Origin of the sequence: Pseudomonas caricapapayae, assembly GCF_001400735.1 — a bacterium.
Lineage (GTDB): Bacteria > Pseudomonadota > Gammaproteobacteria > Pseudomonadales > Pseudomonadaceae > Aquipseudomonas > Aquipseudomonas caricapapayae.
On the sequence record NZ_LJPW01000064.1, the window covers coordinates 118,863 to 139,174 of the forward strand.

Genomic DNA, 20,312 nt, shown 5'->3' on the forward strand with positions numbered 1-20,312 from the left:
TGCCAGAACGATAATGTGCCTGATTTTTTCCTTCAATGCCCGGTTGCTTAAAAAATCGACTACGATCAGCGCCTGGTATCGAGTGCCGCCGCGGAGTAGTCATCAGATGAAACAGATCCTGCTGATCGGCATGGGGGCCGGAGATCCGGAGCAGATTACCCTGCAGGCCATTGCTGCGCTAAACCGTACCGATGTGGTTTTCATCCTCGACAAGGGCTATGTCGACGATGAGCTGCTACGCCTGCGCAAAGAGCTTTGCCAGCGCTATATCAGTCATCAGGGCTACCGTCTGGTGCAGGTTCAGGACCCACGACGCGAAAACGACCCGGACATTTACGAGCGGGGTATCGAGGGGTGGCACGAACAGCGCGCGGTGTTGTTCGAGCAATTATTGAACGACGAGCTGTGCGCAGATCAGGTCGGGGCATTTCTGGTCTGGGGAGATCCGGCGCTTTACGACAGCACCATGCGCATCCTTGATCGCGTGCTGGCGCGGGGCAGGGCGGTCTTCGAGTATCAGGTGATTCCCGGCATCACCAGCGTCCAGAGCCTGGTCGCCCGGCACCGCATACCGCTCAATCGCATCGGCGAGTCGATCCATATCACCACCGGCAGACGCCTGGCGACTGCCCCGCTGGAGCAGCCGCGCAACGTCGTGGTGATGCTGGATGCGCAGTGCACATTCGAACGCTATATCGGACAGGGGCTGGACATCTACTGGGGCGCGTACCTGGGCACACCGGACGAGGTGCTGGTGGCGGGCAGGCTCGATGATGTCTGTGCGCAGATCATGCGGCTGCGCAGCGAGGCCCGCGAGCGCAAGGGGTGGATCATGGATACGTATCTGCTGCGAAAACCGGCTTAGGCCGGTTTTTCATCCTTGTTGCGATTCTTCGCTTCGATCCACTGCGCCATGTATTTGGTGCTCTTGTGGTGATGATGCCGCAGCATGGCCCCTGTGAAATTCGCCAGGCGATGCTCTGCCAGGTTGTCGCGCAGGGTCTGGATACGCTCGACGAGGCTCGCACAGTGCTGCCGATGCTGATAGCGCGAGCGCAGCAGCGCCAGGCCAGCGTTTTGCGCATCAAGCCAGAGACTCTGGTCTTGATGAAGTCTGACCGCAGCGTCTGCGATATCCTTCGGATTACTGGCAATTATCCCTGGCCAGGCCTGCCCGCCGCTCATGGCTTCTGCGCCGACCGGGGTGGTGACCGACGGCGTGCCGCAGAGCATCGCATCCATCAGCTTGCCTTTGATACCGGCACCGAAACGCAGCGGAGCGAGACAGATACGCGCAGTTGACATCACTTCCAGTGCGTCTTCGGCCCAGTGTTTTACAAGAAACCCCTGGGCCGCGTTGTGCATCGCTGTTGCCTTGGGGGGCGTATAGGCTCCGTAGATGTGCAGCTGTGCTTCAGGCAGTTGCTGGCGGATCAGCGGCCAGATGGCGGTTTTCATCCACAGCACTGCATCCCAGTTGGGCGCATGACGAAAGTTGCCGATGCTGAGGAAGTGTAAGCGCTCCGCAAAAGGCCGAAAGCTGTCCGGGACGCCATCGATCATCAGCGGACACCAGTGCAGCAGCGAGGCAGGCAGCCCGAACGAGCTGGTCAGCAGCGCCATTTCAACGTCGGATGTCATCAGGTTCAGGTCGCAGCGATACAGCGATGCAACCTCGCGCTGCGCCAGGTCACTGGACGCGATCTGCTTGAATAGGCGGGGCGCCGCTTCGTCGAAAACGCCCTGCAGATCGTTTGCCGGATCACTGTTCAGCGAGTCCTTCAACAGTTGCTGACGCGCGTGGCGCAGGCTCTGGAAGTCCGATGTTTCCAGAATGCGCAAGGCCCCGGGGCACTGCTGCTCGACGCGCCAGCCGAACTGCTCTTCAATCATGAATTGATCGAACAGCACCACGTCTGGCTGCATTTCGCTGACAAACACGTCAAAACTGCTGTCGTTCAGCGCGATGTGGACTTCTTTGATACCCAGACTGAGCAGATCCGCCCGGTGCTCGCCTTCTGTCGCCGGACTGGCAAAAGTGATCTGCCAGTCTTGCTCAAGAAAACATTGAATCAGTTGCATCATGTGCCCGCTGGCGGCCGAAGAGCGAGGCTCGGGCCATACGTAACCGATGATCAGCAAGCGTGTACTGGCGGGCGTGTCAGTGCTACGCAAAACAGTGTCGATGTCAGTCAAGGCTGCTTCCAAGAATGCTTTTTACCTTGTCCCGCAACTGATCGATGGAAAACGGCTTGCCGATCGAGTGCATGCCTGGCGGCACGTCGATATTTTCCGAGTAGCCGCTGGCGAACAACACCGGCAATTGAGGGCGATGTTCGATGACCTTTTTGGCCAGTGCGGTGCCCTTCATATCGGGCAATCCCTGGTCAGTCATCAACAGGTCGATGTGATGGGAATCGTCTGTAACGAAGGTCAGGGCAGAGGTGGCGTCCTCGGCTTCGAGTACCTTGTATTCCAGCTCTTCGAGCACGTCGACAATCAGCATGCGCACAATGGCGTCGTCTTCGACCACGAGAATGGTGCGGGCTGTGTCCGGCATGGTTGACTCCTTAACCTGAAAAATGGTGATAGCGCAGACAGCATGGAATGCCATGCATCCTTTTCCGGCAGCTCAGGGTAACCGAGCGCAGGCCTGTCCACTTTCAATACTGTCCCTGTATCAGTAAATAAAAACCGGGTGGAAGTTCAATCGACGCACAAATACCGTAAATCGTGAAAGCGATTCGGGACTTTGCGTCATGAACGCAATATGCGCGTGAGCTTATCGCCGATTTATGTGTGAAATTTCAATCCTCTATGTCAGAAATAAGAGTGTTTTTCGCGACTTTGCGGCAAACTCTATGGTTTTGATCCACTCGTCAGGGATATTTCATGAATCGGACGTCTGTTGTCGATGAACAACGCTTTCGAAAACTGCTGGGGCGTAACGTTGGCTTGCCACTGGGTGTCGGTGTACTGAGCGCAGTTTTCTTCATTCTTCTGATCAGTTACCTGCTCACGGCCATACAGTGGGTCGAGCACACCGACCGGGTCATTAATAACACCAACCGCTCGATGAAACTGTCGATAGACATGGAAACCGGCATGCGCGGTTTTCTGCTCACCGGTGATCAGCATTTTCTTGACCCTTACGAGGTCGCCAAGCCCCTGCTGCTGGCCGAACTGGAAGGTATAAAGGCGCTGGTAGACGACAATCCGACGCAATTGGACCGGTTCAGACGTCTGGCCACTCTGCAGCAGGAGTGGAATGAATTTGCCCAGCAGATGATTAACCTGCGGCGCGATAATGGCGACTTTCAGACGCCCGTCATGGCCGGACGTGGCAAGCGAATCACCGACCAGATTCGTACCGAATATGATCAGGCCGTGGAAATGGAGCAGCAACTTCGTCTGACCCGCAATGCCGAGGTCACGCGCAGCACCATTCTCTCTGTCACCCTGTATCTGATCTTCGTGGTGATTGTCAGCGCCATTCTGGCCTATATCGGCCGACGGGACTTGCTGTCGCTTTCGACGACCTATAGCGAAAACCTCAGGCTGCAGGAAGTCAATTCCGAGCGCCTGCAGAAGGTTGCGTGGCTGCGCAACGGTCAGAGCGAACTGGCCGAACAGGTACTGGGCCAGTTGACACTCAACATGCTGGGTCGAAACATCCTTCAATTTCTGACCCAGTACCTGGGGGCTTCGGTGGCGGCTGTCTACATTCGCCAGGATCACGGCGGCTTGACGCGTGCTGCATCCTTCGGCTTTTCCCGCGAGCAAGAGCAGCAGGAACAGACCATTCACAGCGATGAAGGCATTGTAGGGCAGGCCGCACAGCAAGACCGGATCATCACGCTGGACGATCTGCCGGAAAACTACTTCAAGGTCGCTTCCGGCCTGGGAGATGGCTCGCCGCGCAGCGTGGTCGTGGTGCCGACCAGCAATGACGATCAGGTCAACGGCGTGATCGAGCTGGGCTTCCTGCGTCCCCTGACTGAGCGGGATGTTGAGTTTCTTGAACTGGTGGCGGACAACATCGGCACCTCCATTGAAGCCGCGCGCTATCGCCAGCGTCTGCAGGAAGTGCTGGCCGAGACCCAGCAGCTCAATGAAGAGCTACAGGTTCAGCAAGAAGAGTTGCGCACGGCCAACGAAGAGCTGGAAGAGCAGTCGCGCATTCTCAAGGAGTCCCAGGCGCATCTGGAGACTCAGCAAGCGGAGCTGGAGCAGACCAACGAGCAACTTGCCGATCAGAGTCAGGCACTGGCCGATCAGCGCGATGCACTGGACCGCAACAACGAGGAGTTGAGCATCGCTCAGGCCGAGTTGCAGGCGCGAGCGGACGAGCTGCAGCGCGCCAGCAAATACAAGTCCGAATTCCTCGCCAACATGTCACATGAGCTGCGCACGCCGCTCAACAGTTCGTTGATCCTCGCCAAGCTTCTGGCCGAAAATCCGGGTGAAAACCTGACCGCCGAGCAGGTCAAGTTTGCCGAGTCGATCTATTCGGCGGGCAATGACCTGTTGAATCTGATCAACGATATTCTGGACATTTCCAAGGTCGAAGCCGGTAAGCTTGAAATGCGCCCGGAAAACTGCAGCGTGTCCCGTCTTGTCGAAGGCCTGCGCAGCCTGTTTCAACCGCTGGCTGCCGAGAAGAAGCTGGCGTTCACGGTCGACATACAGGCAGGCGCACCGACCATGCTGTTCACGGATCGCCAGCGCCTGGAACAGATCCTCAAGAATCTGCTGTCCAACGCGATCAAGTTCACCGAAGCCGGCGCTGTCAGCATGGTTGTCTCACGCCAGCCAGGCGCAGGCATTGTGTTCATTGTCCGCGATTCGGGCATCGGCATCGCCGAGGAGCATCAGCAGGGTATTTTCGAGGCGTTCCGTCAGGCAGATGGCACCACCAATCGGCGTTATGGCGGTACCGGGCTGGGGTTGTCGATTTCCCGTGACCTGGCAGCGTTGCTGGGCGGGTCCATCAGCGTCACCAGTGCGCCCGGGCAGGGGAGTATTTTCAGCCTGGTACTGCCAGAGAGCTACGTCGAGTCAGGTTCTCAGGTGCCAGACAGCGATCCTTCGGTCGTGCTCGCGCCTTCTTTGCCGCCAGCACCGCACATGCCGGTGCTGGCCGCACCGGTCATCGAGCAACCGACGCCGATGGAAATCCCCGTCGCAGTATTTGCCGACGATCGGGACAAGGCACCTTTCACGCGACGTTGCATTCTGGTTATCGAAGATGAAGTGCGATTTGCTCAGATTCTCTTCGATCTGGCCCATGAGCTGGGCTATGACTGCCTGGTCGCGCATGCTGCTGACGATGGTTTCAACCTGGCGTCGCGCTTCACGCCCGATGCGATTCTGCTGGATATGCGCCTGCCGGATCACTCAGGTCTGACAGTGCTGCAGCGTCTCAAGGAGCTGGCACCCACGCGGCACATCCCGGTGCATGTGATCTCGGTCGAGGATCGCCAGGAAGCTGCGCTGCATATGGGTGCCATCGGTTACGCCGTCAAGCCGACCACGCGTGAGGAGCTCAAGGACGTTTTTGCCAAACTGGAAGCCAAGCTGACCCAGAAGGTCAAGCGTATCCTGCTGGTCGAAGACGATGCGCTGCAACGTGACAGCATCGCGCGTCTGATCGGCGACGATGATATCGAAATCACGGCGGTGGGCTTCGCCCAGGAAGCACTGGATCTGCTGCGCGATCATGTCTACGACTGCATGATCATCGACCTGAAACTGCCGGACATGCTCGGTAATGAGTTGCTCAAGCGCATGTCCACGGAAGACATCTGTGCCTTCCCGCCGGTTATTGTCTATACCGGGCGCAACATGACCCGCGATGAAGAAGCCGAACTGATGAAATATTCGCGCTCGATCATCATCAAGGGAGCGCGCTCACCTGAACGCCTGCTCGATGAAGTCACACTTTTCCTGCACAAGGTCGAGTCGCAGCTGTCCAACGAACGGCAGAAGATGCTCAAGACTGCGCGCAGTCGTGACAAAGTCTTCGAGGCGCGCAAGATCCTCGTGGTTGATGATGATGTCCGTAACATCTTTGCCCTGACCAGTGCGCTGGAGCACAAGGGCGCGGTGGTTGAAATTGCCCGCAACGGTCTTGAGGCGATTGCCAAGCTCAATGAGGTCGAAGACATCGATCTGGTCCTGATGGATGTGATGATGCCGGAAATGGACGGTTATGAAGCGACCATCGAAATCCGTAAAGACCCGCGCTGGCGCAAACTGCCTATCATCGCCGTCACGGCCAAGGCCATGAAGGATGACCAGGAGCGTTGTCTGCAGGCAGGTTCCAACGACTATCTGGCCAAGCCCATTGACCTTGATCGACTGTTTTCACTTATTCGTGTCTGGCTGCCGAAGATGGAGCGTATTTGAATGACGACTCAATGGCGGCGTGCCCTGGAACGCAAAACCGGATGGCATCATGCACCTTGATCCAGGCATCGAGATCGAGCTGCGCCTGTTGATCGAGGCGATTTACCTCAAGTACAGCTACGATTTTCGCGACTATTCCGGTGCATCGATCAAGCGGCGTGTGATCCATGCGCTGCGTCAGTTCGATTGTGCGACCATCTCGGCGCTGCAGGAGCGTGTGCTTCACGATCCAGCTGCGTTCATGCAGCTGTTGCAGATTCTCACGATCCCGGTGAGCGAGATGTTTCGTGATCCCTCGCACTTTTTGGCGATCCGCAACGAAGTCGTGCCGATGCTGCGCACCTACCCCTCGATAAAGGTGTGGATTGCCGGATGCAGCACGGGTGAGGAGGTCTATTCCACGGCTATTCTGCTGCGCGAAGAGGGGTTGCTGGAGCGGACCATCATTTATGCCACCGACATCAATCCCAGCTCGCTGGAAAAAGCCAAGCAAGGCATCTTCTCAATGGACAATCTGCGCACCTATACCGAGAACTACCGTAACTCGGGCGGGCAACGCAATTTTGCCGATTACTACACGTCCGCCTACGATTACGCGATTTTCGACAAGACGCTGTGCGAAAAAGTCACGTTTGCCGATCACAGTCTGGCCACGGATAGTGTATTCTCCGAAACGCAGTTTATTTCCTGTCGTAACGTGCTGATTTACTTCAATAAAAAGCTTCAGGATCGCGCTTTTGGATTGTTCCACGACTCGCTGTGTCATCGTGGCTTTCTGGCGCTGGGCAGTAAGGAGACCCTGGACTTTTCTGCGTACGGCGGTGCTTTCGAAGCGCTGGTCAAACCTGAGCGGATCTACCGGAAATTATGAAAACCACGTTCGATGCCGACGTGTCCGGCACCCCGTTGCCTGAGGTCGATGCTATTGTCGTGGGCGCATCGGCAGGCGGGGTAGAGGCCCTGCTTAGAATATTCGGCAACCTGCGCCCGGGTTTCCGCTTGCCGATCCTGATGGTTTTGCATTTGCCGGATGACCGGCGTAGCCAACTGGCCCACGTGTTTCAGAACCGTCTTGCGATTCCGGTCAAGGAAGCCGACGACAAGGAAGACATTGTGCCCGGTACTTTGTATGTCGCGCCGGCGGGTTATCACGTTTCGGTGGAGTCTGATTTTTCCCTGTCATTGAGCCAGGAGGACAGGGTGTTTTACTCAAGGCCCAGTATCGACATTCTGTTCGGTTCGGCCGCCGATGCCTATGGCCCGCGACTGGCTGGCGTATTGTTGACCGGAGCCAATAGTGATGGTGCCCGGGGTTTGCTGCAGATCAAGAAGTATGGTGGTTTCACGGTGATACAGGACCCCTCGCAGGCCCAGGCGTCGACCATGCCCGAGGCTGGCCTGGCGCTGCACTCGCCGGATTACCTTCTTTCCCTGAACGATATTGGCCGCTTGCTGGTCGAGCTGGAACGAACCGCATGTTAAGTGAAATTCAGGCAAAACTGCTCATCGTCGATGATTTGCCGGAAAACCTGCTGGCCCTTGAAGCGCTGATCAAGCGCGGCGATCGAATCGTCTACAAGGCGCTCTCGGCGGACGAAGCGCTGTCACTGCTGTTGCAGCACGAATTCGCGCTGGCCATTCTCGATGTTCAGATGCCCGGACTGAACGGGTTCGAGCTGGCCGAGATGATGCGCAGCACCGAGAAAACCAAGAGCATTCCGATTGTTTTCGTCAGCGCTGCCGGCCGCGAGCTCAATTATGCCTTCAAGGGCTATGAAAGCGGCGCCGTGGACTTCCTGCACAAGCCACTGGATATCCATGCGGTCAAAAGCAAGGTCAATGTGTTCGTCGATCTGTATCGACAGCGCAAGGCCATGAAAATACAGGTTGAGGAGCTGGAGCGCAGCCGCCAGGAACAGGAAGCCTTGCTCAAGCGTCTGCAGTCGACGCAGGGGGAGCTGGAACACGCGATCCGCATGCGTGACGACTTCATGTCCATCGTTTCCCACGAGGTGCGTACGCCGCTCAACGGCCTGATTCTGGAAACCCAGTTACGCAAGCTTCACCTGGCCAAGGACAACGCATCGGCGTTTACCATGGAAAAGTTACGCGCGATGGTCGACCGTGACGAGCGACAGATACAGAGTCTTATCCGCCTGATCGAAGACATGCTGGATGTATCGAGAATCCGTACCGGCAAGCTGTCGATCAGGCCGAGTCCGTTTGACTTGAGCGAGCTCGTCAGCCAGTTGCTGGAAAGTTTTGCCGCACAGATCGCCGCCGCCGATTCCACGATTACGCTGTTTGCCGATGCACCTGTCATCGGTGTCTGGGACGAGTTCCGTATCGAGCAGGTGGTTGCCAATCTGTTGACCAATGCTCTTCGCTACGGTGCGCGCAAGCCGATTGAAGTGCATGTGTACAGCAAGGACGGCGAGGCCTTCATTGAAGTCCGGGATCAGGGTATAGGTATCACGATCGAGAACCAGAAGCGCATCTTTCAGCAATTCGAGCGGGTATCGAGCAGCCATGCCGTTGCCGGGCTTGGCCTGGGGCTGTTCATTTCCGACCAGATCGTCATGGCTCATGGCGGCCGTATCGAGGTGGAAAGCGAAGAGGGCAAGGGTTCTGTGTTCCGTATTTGTCTGCCTTTATAAATGACAGCCGGGGGCGATACATAGGGTAGCCACTGGCAATCAAGTTTAATCACACATTGGCGCAACCTCCCACGTATGCCGTGGTCGTAATGGCAGCTATTTATAAGATCAAAGGCAGTTCAATGAGCGCTGATGCAGAAAACGTCGTACTAATCGTCGAAGACGAACCCCTGATCCTGATGCTTCTGGCAGATTATCTGTCGGGTGAGGGTTATCGTGTCCTGAAAGCCGAGAACGGCGAGCAGGCCTTCGAGATTCTGGCGACAAAACCTCACCTGGATCTGATGATCACGGATTATCGGCTGCCAGGGGGCATTTCGGGAGTACAGATTGCCGAGCCTGCGGTGATGCTTCGACCTGAATTGAAAGTGATCTTCATCAGTGGATACCCCGCCGAAATCCTTGATTCAGGCAGCCCTATTGCGCTCAAGGCACCTATTCTCGCCAAGCCGTTCACCATGGAAACGCTGCAATCGCGGATTCAGCAATTGCTGGCCTGAGAATGTAAGTCGCCAGCCGGACGAGCAGGTCGCTTCGCAGGACCACGCTGCCCGAAGCCTGAGCATTCTCAGGCTTCTATCATTTCCCGCACTTTCGAAGTCAGGTGGTCGAATGCAAAGGGTTTGGTGATCAGTTGCATGCCGGTGTCGAGGAAGCCTCCGCGGACAGCGGCGTGTTCCGCATAACCGGTGATAAACAGCACTTTGAGCCCCGGTCGCAGTTGCCTTGCGATTTCTGCAAGCTGTCGGCCATTCATGCCCGGCAGCCCTACATCGCTGATCAGCAGATCGATGCGCTGACCCGACTCCAGGATAGGCACGGCATCCAGCGCTTCGCCCGCCTCGATGAAGGTATAACCCAATTCGCTCAATACCTCACTGACCAGCGCCCGGACAGCCGGATCGTCTTCGACGATCAGCACCGTTTCGCCATTTTCGGCGTAAACGGCATTGCTCTGGAAGCTTTGCTCGACTTCGTCTGCAAGCCCCTTGAACCGCGGCAGGAACAGTTGCACAGTGGTGCCCAGGCCCACTTCACTCTTGATCGACACATGGCCGTGAGATTGTTTGCTGAACCCGTAAATCATTGAAAGACCCAGGCCGGTGCCCTGGCCGATAGGTTTAGTGGTGAAAAACGGATCGAAGGCCCGGCTGATGACGTTATCAGGCATACCGCAGCCGTTGTCGCTGACGCTCAGCACCACGTAGTCGCCGGGCAGCAGGTTTTCGTGGGCATTGGTGAACGACCTGTCCAGTTGCTGATTGAAGGTCTCAACTACCAGTGTGCCGCCGTCTGGCATGGCGTCGCGGGCGTTCAGCACCAGATTGAGCAGGGCACTTTCCAGCTGATTGGGGTCTGCTTCCGCCGTCCATAGATCGTTTGCCAGGCGCAACTGCAAATGAATGCTTTCGTTGACGCTGCGCTGCAGCAGTTCGTCCATGGCGTTGACCAGATGGTTCATCTCCACCGCTTTGGAGTCCAGCGACTGACGCCTTGAGAATGCCAGCAAGCGGTGGGTAAGTGCCGCAGCACGATTCGCCGAGGTCACGCCAAGATCGATAAGGGTGTTCAGGTCTTCTGTATGGCCGCGTGCCAGACGCCTTCTTATCAACTCCAGGCTGCCGATGATGCCTGTCAGCATGTTGTTGAAGTCATGGGCGATTCCGCCTGTCAACTGACCGACCGCTTCCATTTTTTGCGATTGGCGAAGAATGTCTTCCTTGTGTCGCAACTGGGAGGTGCGCTCTTCGACCTGCTGCTCCAGTGTTTCGTTGAGTCGGCGTAACTGCGACTCGGCTTGCTTGCGCTCGGTGATGTCGGAGGTGACGCCGGCCAGAGAACTGATCAAACCGTTCTTGGCGCGAATGGCGCGAGCGCGCACATCCACCCAACTGAGCGAGCCATCCGGCCAGACGTTGCGGTACTCGATGATCAGGTCGACACCGGTATCCAGACTGCGCTGGAGCGCCGACTGCATTCTGGGTTGATCTTCGAAATAGACAGCCGCGAGCCAGTCGTCGTAACTGAACGTGTCCTGCTCGTCGCGGCCGTAGTGGCTTTTGGTGATCGCCGAGCAGGTCAGCGTGAGATATTCCGCTTCCAGCAACCACGAACCCAGCCTGCCGGCCTTCAGCGCGTTTTGCAGTCTGCCTTCACTTTCATGCAGGTCTTCCATGCGAGCCCGGGCTTCATATTGACGTCTGCGACCGCGCACTGCCGTAACCACCAGGCTGACCAGCGTTACAGGGTGGAAAGGACGTTCGAGAAAGGTCACATTGCCCAGCAGGTTGCCCATGTGTGCAGACGGATTGTGATCCGGGCCACCGTGATGGGTGAGCAGGACGATCGGCAAATCCGACCACGCCGGCTGGCGACCCAGAAGCTCCAGCAAGGGCGTGATGTCCCCGTTGCGCAGAGCCTCATCGGCAATGATCGCCAGGCCTGCGCCCGTGTCCAGTTCTCTTACCAGTTCGAACAGATCACGGGCTACCGTCGCGGGATAACCGGCTTCATTGAGAATGCGTGTGGCAATCTGGCTGTCTCGCCCTCTGGGTGCCAGAATGACTGCACGCTCTGACAACAGACCTGGAATACTCACAGGTCGTCATCCTCCAGCAGCGGTTTCTTGTCGCCAAGGTAGGAAGGCACGCCGCGCAGTACACCCTGAAAGGCCTCGAGCGGCTCACCTATCTTCAGTCCGTTGGAGCTGATGCGGTATTCACGAATAGTCGACTCATGCGTGCCCGTACGCTTTTTGATGATGGATATCGCACGTCGTACCTGGCCCAACGCTTCGAAGTAACGCAGCAGAATCACGCTGTCGGCCAGATAGGTTATGTCGACCGGAGAGCGCATGTCACCGACCAGTCCGTGCTGCGCGACGGTCATGAAGGTCGATGCGCCCTGGCGATTGAGATAGAGCAGCAGCTCATGCATGTGCAGAACCAAAGCGCTTTCTTCCGGCATGGCAGCCTGATAACCATTGATGCTGTCGATGATCACTGTCTTTATCTGCTTGCGGTCCACGGCGCGCCTTACGCGATGCGCAAACTCGCCAGGAGAAAGCTCCGCCGCATCAATCTGCTCCACTACAAGATTGCCGGTTTCCTGAAGCGCGCGCAGGTCGATCCCGAGCTTGAGCATGCGTTCGAAAAGCAAACCCATTTCTTCATCGAATATGAACAGGCCCACGCGTTCGCCACGGGCCACCGCCTGCACGGCGAACACCAGTGAGATGAGGGATTTACCGGTACCGGCAGGGCCCAGAATCAGGGTGCTGGAGCCGCCCTCTATGCCACCGCCCAGCAGGTTATCCAGCTCCTTGATGCCACTGCTGACCTGGGTGCGGGCGTAATTGGAGCGATGCTCGGCGGCAACCAGGCGCGGGAACACATGAATGCCGTTCTCGACGATGGTGAAGTCGTGGAAACCGCCGCGGTACTTCTGGCCGCGGTACTTGACGATCTTCAGACGCCTGCGCTCTGCACCGTAGGTAGGCGTCAACGCTTCGAGCCGGATAACGCCATGAGCGACGCTGTGTACGGTTTTGTCCAGCGCTTCGGTCGTCAGGTCATCCAGCAGGAGTACCGTCGCGTTATACCGAGTGAAGTAATGCTTGATGGCCAGAATCTGACGCCTGTAGCGCAATGAACTTTGCGCAAGAAGGCGGATTTCCGAAAGGCTGTCGATCACCACGCGAGAAGGTTTGACCCGTTCAACCACCTCGAATATCTGTCGCGTTGCTTCCCCCAGCTCCAGGTCCGAGGAATACAGCAGGCTTTGATGATGATCCGCATCAAGGAGGCTTTCAGGTGGCGTCAACTCGAAGATATTGATTTTATCGTCAAGTTCCCAGCCGTGTGAGGCAGCCCCTGAGCGCAGCTCGCTCTCGGTCTCTGACAAGGTGATATACAGCGAGATTTCGCCCGCTGCCGCACCTGCCTGCAGGAAATGCAGTGCCACGGTTGTCTTGCCGGTTCCGGGTTCTCCTTCTAGAAGAAAAACATGACTGCGTGAAAGACCACCCGAAAGGATGTCATCCAGACCTTCAATCCCGGTTGCCGCTTTTGACGTATTCAAGTATCGCCCTCTAGTCACCCATATAGGTTTTGCTGTCGCTCATTACTGGACCTCCCGGCATTCTGACCGTTCACAGTATTTAACGGTAGCCGGTACGCCCAGAATAGACAGTTAGTGGGTGGGCGGTCCGGCAAATGTCACTTCAGTCCGGTTACGATGTCTGCGCTGCTGTTGTTATAGTCCAGCGCCTGAACACGCAATCTGCCTGAGGATCAAGTCGTGACCGATTATCAAAGTTTCCGGGTCGAGCTGGTTGACAGCATTGCTCGCGTGCAGATCAACCGGCCTGAAAAGCTCAATGCAATGAACGAAGCGTTCTGGACTGAAATAATTGCGATATTCGACTGGATCGAACGCAATGATGAAGTTCGGGTGGTCGTTCTCAGCGGAGCGGGCAAGCATTTTTCTTCAGGTATAGATCTGGCATTACTGGCCTCGGTCGCCGGCCAGTTGGGCAAGGACGCAGGTCGCAATGCCCGGCTGTTGAGGCGCAAGATTCGGGATATGCAGGCTTCTTTTACGGCAGTGGCCAATTGCCGAAAACCAGTGTTGGCGGCGATTCAGGGCTATTGTCTGGGGGGCGCAATTGATCTGATTTCGGCTTGCGATATGCGTTATGCGGCCGCCGACGCTCAGTTTGCCATTCGTGAGATCGACATGGGCATGGCGGCGGATGTGGGAACGCTGCAACGTCTGCCCAGGATCATTGGGGACGGCATGCTGCGTGAACTGGCTTATACCGGCCGTACTGTGGGTGCTGAGGAGGCGCAGAGGATCGGGCTGGTCAATCGCACCTTCGATGACCTGGAAGGTCTGTTGCAGGGCGTCTTCGCAGTGGCTCGGGAAATAGCCGATAAATCCCCTGTTGCCATTGAGGGCACCAAGCAGATGATCAGCTACATGCGCGATCACCGAGTGGAAGATGGCCTCGAACACGTTGCCATCTGGAACGCAGCCATGCTGCAATCACCTGACCTGAAACTGGCAATGGTTGCGCAGATGAGCAAGCAGAAGCCGGTCTTCGATAACTGATACATGACTGCGCTCAAGTCTGAGCAGAGGAGTTTTTCCATGGCACGCCCGGAGCGTTGGACAACTGCAGTTCTGGATGTCGAGGCCGATGGTGGTTTGGCCGTGGTTCAGAGCGAACAGGGTTTTTTACTGGATGCCAACGGGGCAATGTTCCCCAGAGGCTGGTTGGCGGGCCTGGACCTGCCGGTACAGAGCGAGCACGGCATCGGCTATTTTGAAGGTGAGCCGGTATATTTGCTGGTGCTTGATCGTTCGGTTACGGTCGAGGGCTGCTCATGGCAAGGCTTGCGTCAGTTCATGCTTGAGGGCGATTTTGCGGTCTTCCAGATGCTGGGGTACGCCGCTCAGGTGAGCACGTGGGCCAGGGAACATCGCTTTTGCGGGGCCTGTGGTCGTGCGACGGTGCAGATTCGCGGAGAGCGGGCAATGTTCTGCGAGCATGACAACCTGCGTCTTTATCCGCGTATCTCCCCAAGCATGATCGTGCTGGTCACCCGTGGCGATGAAATCCTACTGGCCCGCTCGCCACGTTTTGTCACCGGCATGTACAGCGCGCTGGCCGGGTTTGTGGAGCCAGGAGAGTCTGCTGAAGATTGTGTGCATCGCGAAGTGATGGAAGAGGTGCAGGTACGCATCAAGAACCTGAAGTACATGGGCAGTCAGTGCTGGCCGTTTCCGCATTCAATGATGCTCGGGTTCCATGCTGAGTATGACAGCGGAGAAATCGTGCCTCAGGCTGAAGAAATCGAAGATGCACGCTGGTTTCATGTCGATGACTTGCCGCCGTTGCCGGCCAACCGTTCCATCGCTCGCTACCTCATCGAGGCTTATCTGGCCGAGCGCTCAGGCGCCCCCGAACCAGTGTTGCCAGGCTAGGCGCACAGTCAGGCCCAATACGACGGTAATGAACACCGGACGGATGAATTTTGCACCGCCTTTGATCGCGGTGCCTGCGCCGAAGTAGGCACCTAGCATCACCGCAAGCCCCATGCTCAGGCCGATGATGTAATCCACCTGGCCGGAAAAGATGAATACCGACAGCGCCACGGCATTGCTGACAAAGTTCATGCTGCGTGCAACACCGCTCGCCTTGACCAGGTCGACCGGGTAGAGAAGCAACGTGCTGACCGTCCAGAAGGCACCGGTGCCCGGCCCTGCAACGCCATCATAGAAACCTAGCCCCAGCCCTTGCGGCAATTGCCATTTCTTTTTGATTGGCGCATTGCTGTCCAGCGGTGCCTTGGGCGTGCCGCCAAACAGCAAGTAAAGCCCGCAACCAAACACGATCACCGGCAACATCTGGTTCAACCATTCCGCTGGCAGATAATGGGCGATGACTGCACCTGCTGCTGCACCCACCGCAGTGCCGACCACCGCGTGTATCCACTGCTGCGGATGGAAAAGCTTGCGGCGGTAGAACGTGAAGCTGGCGGTTGCCGAACCAAACGTCGAGCTGAGCTTGTTGGTCCCCAGCACCAGATGCGGCGGCAGGCCTGCCGTCATCAAGGCCGGCGTGGTAAGCAGTCCGCCGCCACCGGCAATGGCGTCGATAAATCCCGCGATGAAGGCGACAGCAGCAAGGATGGCGAGGGTGGTCAGGTCGACGCTGAGTTCAAAAGGCATGGTGGCAGGCGTGCTTGCAGGGAGAGGCGAGAGGGCAGAATGGCTGCCGGAATGTGGCGCATTCTACCCCCTTGGCAAGCGTTGCAGGAAGTCAGATATCGCTGAGTGCGACCCAGCGTTGCTCTGCGGCGGCAAGGCGAATGGCTGTCGCCAGACGCTCGATCTGCCAGGCTTCTTCGAAGTCCGGACCACGGCAGCCCTGACCGCATACCGCCTGGACGAGCGCCTGTACTTCAAGGGCCTTGAGTTCGTTGTAACCCAACTGATGGCCGGGAGCAGGGCAGAATGCCGCATAACCGGGTTGCGCAGGGCCCGCCAGCAGACGCTGGAAACCATCGCGCCCGGTTGCACCTGTGCGGTAGATACGCAACTCGTTCAGGCGCTCCTGATCAAACGCCAGTGTGCCCTTGGTGCCACTGATTTCGAAGCTCAGGTGGTTTTTGTAGCCGTGTTTGAGCCAACTGCTGCTGAAGGTACCGCGCGCACCGTTGGCGAAGCGCAGCAGTGCATGGGTCTGATCATCCACGGCGATGGCACGCATCTCATGACTGCCGGTGCTGGCAGGCCGTTGGCGGTGGACGGTGCTGGCGTCGGCGCAGACCGCTTGCACATCGCCCAGCAGATGGCGAGCCATGGCCAGCAAGTGACTGCCCAGATCGGCGAGCGCGCCGCCCGCATGCGCGGCTTCACAACGCCAGGACCATGGCGAAGACGGATTGCCCATGAAGTCTTCACTGAACTCGCCCTGAAAACTGACGATATCGCCCAGCTCTCCCGCTTCGATCATTTCTCTGGCGAGGCCGATCATCGGGTTGTGCTGGTAGTTGTAGCCGACTTGAGTGATGACTCCGGCGGCTTTGGCGCTTTGGCGCATCTCATCAGCCTGGGCGAGACTCACCGCCAATGGCTTTTCGCAATAAACTGCCTTGCCCGCAGCGATGGCGGACATTGCCATGGGGAAGTGCAAATGATTGGGCGTGGTGATCGCCACGATCTGTACGTGCGGATCATGGATCAATTGCTGCCAGTCCGCATGGCTGCGATCAAAGCCCCAGGCGTTCGCACATTGTTCAGCCCTGGCGCTGTCGGCATCTGCGACGGCGACCAGCCGGATGCGTGCTGGCAGCTCAAGGGCGGCGTTGGCATTGCCAAACGCCAAGGCATGGGCGCGGCCCATGAAGCCGGTGCCGATCAGCCCGACGCCCAATTGCGGCTGAGATGTAAAAGAGGATTCCCGCATGACATTCTCCAGAGAGGATTGTTGTTATGCGGAAAATATATTCCATATAGATAAAATATGGAAAATTAATTCATTTTTTTGGTGCGACGTTCAGATCAAGCCCTCAGGACAGGAAGCCGCCATCTACGTTCAGCGCTACGCCAGTGGTGTAGCTGGATGCCTCACTCGCCAGATAAAGGACGGCACCAGCCATTTCGCTGGGGGCTGCGACGCGTTTCAACGGGATCTGCGACAGCGCCATGTTGAGGATCGCATCATTCTTGACCAGCGCTGAGGCGAACTTGGTGTCTGTCAACCCGGGGAGCAATGCGTTGCAGCGGATACCGAACTCTGCGCATTCCTTGGCAAACACCTTGGTCATGTTGACCACCGCTGCCTTGGTCATTGAATAGACACCCTGATAGGCACCAGGCGACACCGCATTGATGGATGCAACGTTGATGATGCTGCCGCCACCACCTTCGCGCATCAGCTTGCCGGCCTCCACTGACATGAAAAAGTAACCACGGATGTTGACGTCGACTGTCTTCTGGAAGGCACCGGGGTCAGTGTCCAGTACATTGCAGAACTGCGGGTTGGTGGCCGCATTGTTGACCAGCACATCCAGGCGCCCGAATTGCTGACGAATCTGGGCAAAGACGGCGGTTATCTGCTCCATCTCACCGATGTGGCAGGCAATCGCCGTCGCCTTGCCACCCTCATTGACAATGGCGTCGGCGACCGCCTGGCAGCCGTCGAGCCTGCGGCTTGACACAACGACATGTGCGCCCTGTAGGGCAAGCAGTCGGGCAATGGCTTCGCCGATTCCCCGGCTGGCACCTGAAACGAATGCAACCTTGCCATCAAGGTCGAAAAGCTGGGTTCTGGACATGTCATTTCCTTGTCTTGGTGCGGTTTGTTACAAGCTGGATCTGGCGATAACGTTCAGGCTCATTTGCTCCAGCAGCCTGTTCATGTCGATGAACCGGGCAAAGCGCTTGTCCTGAGTCTGGCCGTGAAAAAAGCGGTAGTAAATCTGTTGCACGATACCGGCCAGACGAAACAGGCCGTAGGTGTAATAGAAATCGAAATTGTCGATACGGATGCCCGAGCGTTCGGCGTAATAGTCGACGAATGCCTGGCGTGTCAGCATGCCTGGGGCATTGCTCGGCTGGCGACGTGTCAACTGAACCGGTAGCGGATCGTCAGCCTGGACCCAGTAGGCGAGCGTGTTGCCGAGGTCCATCAACGGATCGCCGAGCGTGGTCAGCTCCCAGTCCAGCACGCCGATGATGCGCATCGGGTTGGCAGGATCGAGGATCACATTGTCGAAGCGATAGTCGTTATGCACGATGCTGGAAACAGGCGAGTCGGCGGGCATTTTGTCGACCAGCCAGCGTTTGACCTGGTCCCATGCCGGGGCATCCGGCGTCAGTGCTTTTTCATAGCGCTCGGACCAGCCGGAGATCTGCCGCTGAACATAGCCCTGCGGCTTGCCAAGATCACCCAACCCGCAGGCTTGATAATCGACGCGGTGCAGGTCTACCAGCTTGTCGATGAAGCTCTTGCACAAGTCTTCGGTCTGCTGTGCTTCCAGAGCCAGCCCGGGTGGGAGGTCGGAGCGCAGGATGACCCCTCTGACGCGCTGCATTACGTAAAACTCCGAGCCGATCACCGACTCGTCCGTGCAGTACAGGTAAGCTTCGGGGCAATACGGGAATGCACGCTTGAGCTGGTTGAGAATGCGGTATTCACGACCCATGTCGTGCGCCGATCGTGCCTTGTGTCCGAAAGGGGGGCGACGCAGTACCAACTCTCGCTCAGGGTACTGAATCAGATAGGTCAGATTCGATGCTCCACCCGGGAACTGGCTGATTGCCGGAGCGCCCTGCAGATCCGGCATATGCATCTTCAGGTACGGATCTATCAGGGAAGCGTCCAGTTCTTCGCCGGCGCGAATCTCGGTGGACTGGTCAGTCAGTGCCATACGTATCCCTAGTGTTTATTATGGTCAGCTCAAACTATTGACTAATCTAATGAGCGTCCAGGCCCTGAGCAAGCTGGTGACAGCTTTATAGGCTAGCGTATTGCCGGGCAATCAGTGGCTCTGATTGCTAAATGTTACGGACAAAAAAACCGAAGCTGGCGGGCTTCGGTTTTCAGGGGTGCAGCATCTGAACCGCCAGGCGTTTAAACCGGGAACAGTTCGCTGAGCTTCATGGCCAGCATCATGTCGCCCTCGGCGCGCAGTTTGCCGCCCATGAACGCCTGCATGCCATCGGTCTCGCCGCTGACGATGCCCTTGAGGGTTTCGCTGTCCATGACCAGAGTCACGTTGGCGTCCGGGTTTTCGCCTTCCTGCAATTCGCAGGTGCTGTCTTTGACGATCAGCGCGTAGTGTTTGTCTTCGTCGGTGATGTTGAAGCCGAAGACCAGATCCAGCCCGGCAGCCGCAGCCGGGTTGAACTTGTTTTTCATGGTCTGTACGGCGTCTGCTACTGAGGTCATGTCTTGATCCTTTTGTGGTGAGTGCTTGCGTCCGTAGGGACGCGATTGGCCGGGCTCAGCGATAGGTAATGAGCTCCGGCGTCTTCAGCAGTTGCAAATGCGTGTAACCGTTGAAGGAAGCCAGGGTAACGTCGTTGCCTTTGAATTTAAGCCGATGCAGCGAAGTGTTGACGATATGCCAGTGAAGCGCCAATGCGTTCAATGCGGGCATTCCGGTAACAAGGTGCAGCAGGGCGGTAATGGTGCCGCCGGATGTGAATACAGCAATGCGCTCATGAGGGCCGGCGGTCTGGAGGATTCTCTTCAGACCTGCTTCAACGCCGGCGACAAAACCCTGCCAGCTTTGCAGCCCCGGCGTGTCATGGCTGCCACTGAGCCAGCGCGTGGTTATCAGGTTGAACAGCCGTTGAAACCCTGCGGGGTTGCCGACAACGTCGCGCAGAATGTCCAGCGCTTGGGGTTCGTCGCCGAGCATCGCCGGGATCAGAGCACGGATCACCCCTTCGGCGTCGAATTCGTCGAAAGCGCTGTCCAGTTGCAGGGGTGGCGCTTCAAGACCGGCTTCGGTGTACTGGCCCAGCACATGCTGTGCGGTGTCTTTCTGGCGCAGGAGTTCACCGGATATGCAGCGGTCGAACGTCAGGCCCAGTTGGGCAAGGTGGGCACCCAGCACTTGAGACTGACGAATGCCAACAGGCGACAGGACGTCGTAATTGTCTGCACCAAATGAGGCCTGGCCATGTCGTATGAGGTAGATGCTGCCCACGTCCGTATCTTCTCGGTAC

18 protein-coding genes are annotated in these 20,312 nt (G+C 57.3%); 8 read left to right on the plus strand and 10 right to left on the minus strand.

Annotated features, from left to right (window positions below):
• The first annotated feature begins 106 nt into the window (after positions 1–106).
• Entirely contained in the window at positions 107–865 is a 759-nt protein-coding gene (gene cobF, locus ALO80_RS09660; RefSeq protein WP_055008835.1) for a precorrin-6A synthase (deacetylating), read from the plus strand.
• On the opposite strand, the gene ALO80_RS09665 is transcribed toward cobF, so the two are convergent.
• Both ALO80_RS09665 and ALO80_RS09670 read right to left on the minus strand, forming a co-directional pair.
• Positions 862–2,196, minus strand: a complete 1,335-nt coding sequence (locus ALO80_RS09665; protein WP_055008874.1) for a glycosyltransferase — start codon at positions 2,194–2,196, stop codon at positions 862–864. The genes cobF and ALO80_RS09665 overlap by 4 nt on opposite strands.
• A complete protein-coding gene (locus tag ALO80_RS09670) occupies positions 2,189–2,560 on the minus strand; it encodes a response regulator (RefSeq protein ID WP_054986015.1) in 372 nt (123 codons plus the stop codon). Before ALO80_RS09670 ends, ALO80_RS09665 begins: the two co-directional genes overlap by 8 nt.
• Before the next feature lie 332 nt (positions 2,561–2,892).
• On the opposite strand from ALO80_RS09670, the gene ALO80_RS09675 reads away from it, so the two are divergent.
• From ALO80_RS09675 to ALO80_RS09695, 5 genes are all read left to right on the plus strand, one after another.
• Entirely contained in the window at positions 2,893–6,408 is a 3,516-nt protein-coding gene (locus ALO80_RS09675; protein WP_055008836.1) for a response regulator, read from the plus strand.
• A gap of 49 nt (positions 6,409–6,457) precedes the next feature.
• The gene (locus tag ALO80_RS09680) at positions 6,458–7,279 is read left to right on the plus strand and encodes a CheR family methyltransferase (protein WP_055008837.1); all 822 of its coding nucleotides are present in this window, start codon (positions 6,458–6,460) and stop codon (positions 7,277–7,279) included.
• On the plus strand, positions 7,276–7,890 hold the full coding sequence (locus ALO80_RS09685) for a chemotaxis protein CheB (RefSeq protein WP_055008838.1): 615 nt from the start codon (positions 7,276–7,278) through the stop codon (positions 7,888–7,890). Before ALO80_RS09680 ends, ALO80_RS09685 begins: the two co-directional genes overlap by 4 nt.
• The gene (locus ALO80_RS09690) at positions 7,884–9,065 is read left to right on the plus strand and encodes a hybrid sensor histidine kinase/response regulator (RefSeq protein ID WP_055008839.1); all 1,182 of its coding nucleotides are present in this window, start codon (positions 7,884–7,886) and stop codon (positions 9,063–9,065) included. The genes ALO80_RS09685 and ALO80_RS09690 overlap by 7 nt, the downstream gene beginning before the upstream one ends.
• 122 nt (positions 9,066–9,187) lie before the next feature.
• Positions 9,188–9,565 (plus strand): response regulator, encoded by a 378-nt coding sequence (locus tag ALO80_RS09695; protein ID WP_055008840.1) that lies wholly within the window; start codon positions 9,188–9,190, stop codon positions 9,563–9,565.
• A gap of 68 nt (positions 9,566–9,633) precedes the next feature.
• Here ALO80_RS09695 and ALO80_RS09700 read toward each other — a convergent pair whose 3' ends face one another.
• Positions 9,634–11,664, minus strand: coding sequence for a response regulator (locus ALO80_RS09700; RefSeq protein ID WP_055008841.1), 2,031 nt, complete (start codon positions 11,662–11,664; stop codon positions 9,634–9,636).
• Positions 11,661–13,145 carry an ATPase domain-containing protein gene (locus ALO80_RS09705; protein ID WP_055008842.1) on the minus strand — a complete coding sequence of 495 codons (1,485 nt, stop codon included), beginning with the start codon at positions 13,143–13,145 and terminating at the stop codon, positions 11,661–11,663. Before ALO80_RS09705 ends, ALO80_RS09700 begins: the two co-directional genes overlap by 4 nt.
• 219 nt (positions 13,146–13,364) lie before the next feature.
• Between ALO80_RS09705 and ALO80_RS09710 the strand changes: the two genes are divergently transcribed.
• Positions 13,365–14,177, plus strand: a complete 813-nt coding sequence (locus tag ALO80_RS09710; RefSeq protein WP_055008843.1) for a crotonase/enoyl-CoA hydratase family protein — start codon at positions 13,365–13,367, stop codon at positions 14,175–14,177.
• A gap of 39 nt (positions 14,178–14,216) precedes the next feature.
• Entirely contained in the window at positions 14,217–15,053 is an 837-nt protein-coding gene (gene nudC / locus ALO80_RS09715; RefSeq protein WP_055006334.1) for an NAD(+) diphosphatase, read from the plus strand.
• On the opposite strand, the gene ALO80_RS09720 is transcribed toward nudC, so the two are convergent.
• The 6 genes from ALO80_RS09720 to ALO80_RS09745 form a co-directional block, all read right to left on the minus strand.
• Positions 15,021–15,800 (minus strand): TSUP family transporter, encoded by a 780-nt coding sequence (locus ALO80_RS09720; RefSeq protein ID WP_055008844.1) that lies wholly within the window; start codon positions 15,798–15,800, stop codon positions 15,021–15,023. The two genes, nudC and ALO80_RS09720, sit on opposite strands and share 33 nt — an antisense overlap.
• Before the next feature lie 91 nt (positions 15,801–15,891).
• A complete protein-coding gene (locus tag ALO80_RS09725; protein ID WP_055008845.1) occupies positions 15,892–17,040 on the minus strand; it encodes a Gfo/Idh/MocA family protein in 1,149 nt (382 codons plus the stop codon).
• Positions 17,041–17,143: 103 nt separating this feature from the next.
• The gene (locus tag ALO80_RS09730; protein ID WP_055008846.1) at positions 17,144–17,911 is read right to left on the minus strand and encodes an SDR family oxidoreductase; all 768 of its coding nucleotides are present in this window, start codon (positions 17,909–17,911) and stop codon (positions 17,144–17,146) included.
• A gap of 27 nt (positions 17,912–17,938) precedes the next feature.
• Positions 17,939–19,006 (minus strand): phosphotransferase family protein, encoded by a 1,068-nt coding sequence (locus ALO80_RS09735; protein WP_055008847.1) that lies wholly within the window; start codon positions 19,004–19,006, stop codon positions 17,939–17,941.
• Between the two features lie 203 nt (positions 19,007–19,209).
• The gene (locus tag ALO80_RS09740; protein WP_055008848.1) at positions 19,210–19,527 is read right to left on the minus strand and encodes an SCP2 sterol-binding domain-containing protein; all 318 of its coding nucleotides are present in this window, start codon (positions 19,525–19,527) and stop codon (positions 19,210–19,212) included.
• A gap of 55 nt (positions 19,528–19,582) precedes the next feature.
• Positions 19,583–20,293: a histidine phosphatase family protein gene (locus tag ALO80_RS09745; RefSeq protein ID WP_055008849.1), complete on the minus strand. Its 711-nt coding sequence runs from the start codon at positions 20,291–20,293 to the stop codon at positions 19,583–19,585.
• Positions 20,294–20,312: the final 19 nt, after the last annotated feature.

What these genes read in the sequence shown, in the direction of transcription:
- cobF (WP_055008835.1), top strand. Translation starts at nt 107, where the DNA reads ATGAAACAGATCCTGCTGATCGGCATGGGGGCCGGAGATCCGGAGCAG.
- ALO80_RS09670 (WP_054986015.1), bottom strand. Translation starts at nt 2,560, where the DNA reads ATGCCGGACACAGCCCGCACCATTCTCGTGGTCGAAGACGACGCCATT.
- ALO80_RS09675 (WP_055008836.1), top strand. Translation starts at nt 2,893, where the DNA reads ATGAATCGGACGTCTGTTGTCGATGAACAACGCTTTCGAAAACTGCTG.
- ALO80_RS09680 (WP_055008837.1), top strand. Translation starts at nt 6,458, where the DNA reads ATGCACCTTGATCCAGGCATCGAGATCGAGCTGCGCCTGTTGATCGAG.
- ALO80_RS09685 (WP_055008838.1), top strand. Translation starts at nt 7,276, where the DNA reads ATGAAAACCACGTTCGATGCCGACGTGTCCGGCACCCCGTTGCCTGAG.
- ALO80_RS09690 (WP_055008839.1), top strand. Translation starts at nt 7,884, where the DNA reads ATGTTAAGTGAAATTCAGGCAAAACTGCTCATCGTCGATGATTTGCCG.
- ALO80_RS09695 (WP_055008840.1), top strand. Translation starts at nt 9,188, where the DNA reads ATGAGCGCTGATGCAGAAAACGTCGTACTAATCGTCGAAGACGAACCC.
- nudC (WP_055006334.1), top strand. Translation starts at nt 14,217, where the DNA reads ATGGCACGCCCGGAGCGTTGGACAACTGCAGTTCTGGATGTCGAGGCC.
- ALO80_RS09720 (WP_055008844.1), bottom strand. Translation starts at nt 15,800, where the DNA reads ATGCCTTTTGAACTCAGCGTCGACCTGACCACCCTCGCCATCCTTGCT.
- ALO80_RS09725 (WP_055008845.1), bottom strand. Translation starts at nt 17,040, where the DNA reads ATGCGGGAATCCTCTTTTACATCTCAGCCGCAATTGGGCGTCGGGCTG.
- ALO80_RS09730 (WP_055008846.1), bottom strand. Translation starts at nt 17,911, where the DNA reads ATGTCCAGAACCCAGCTTTTCGACCTTGATGGCAAGGTTGCATTCGTT.
- ALO80_RS09735 (WP_055008847.1), bottom strand. Translation starts at nt 19,006, where the DNA reads ATGGCACTGACTGACCAGTCCACCGAGATTCGCGCCGGCGAAGAACTG.
- ALO80_RS09740 (WP_055008848.1), bottom strand. Translation starts at nt 19,527, where the DNA reads ATGACCTCAGTAGCAGACGCCGTACAGACCATGAAAAACAAGTTCAAC.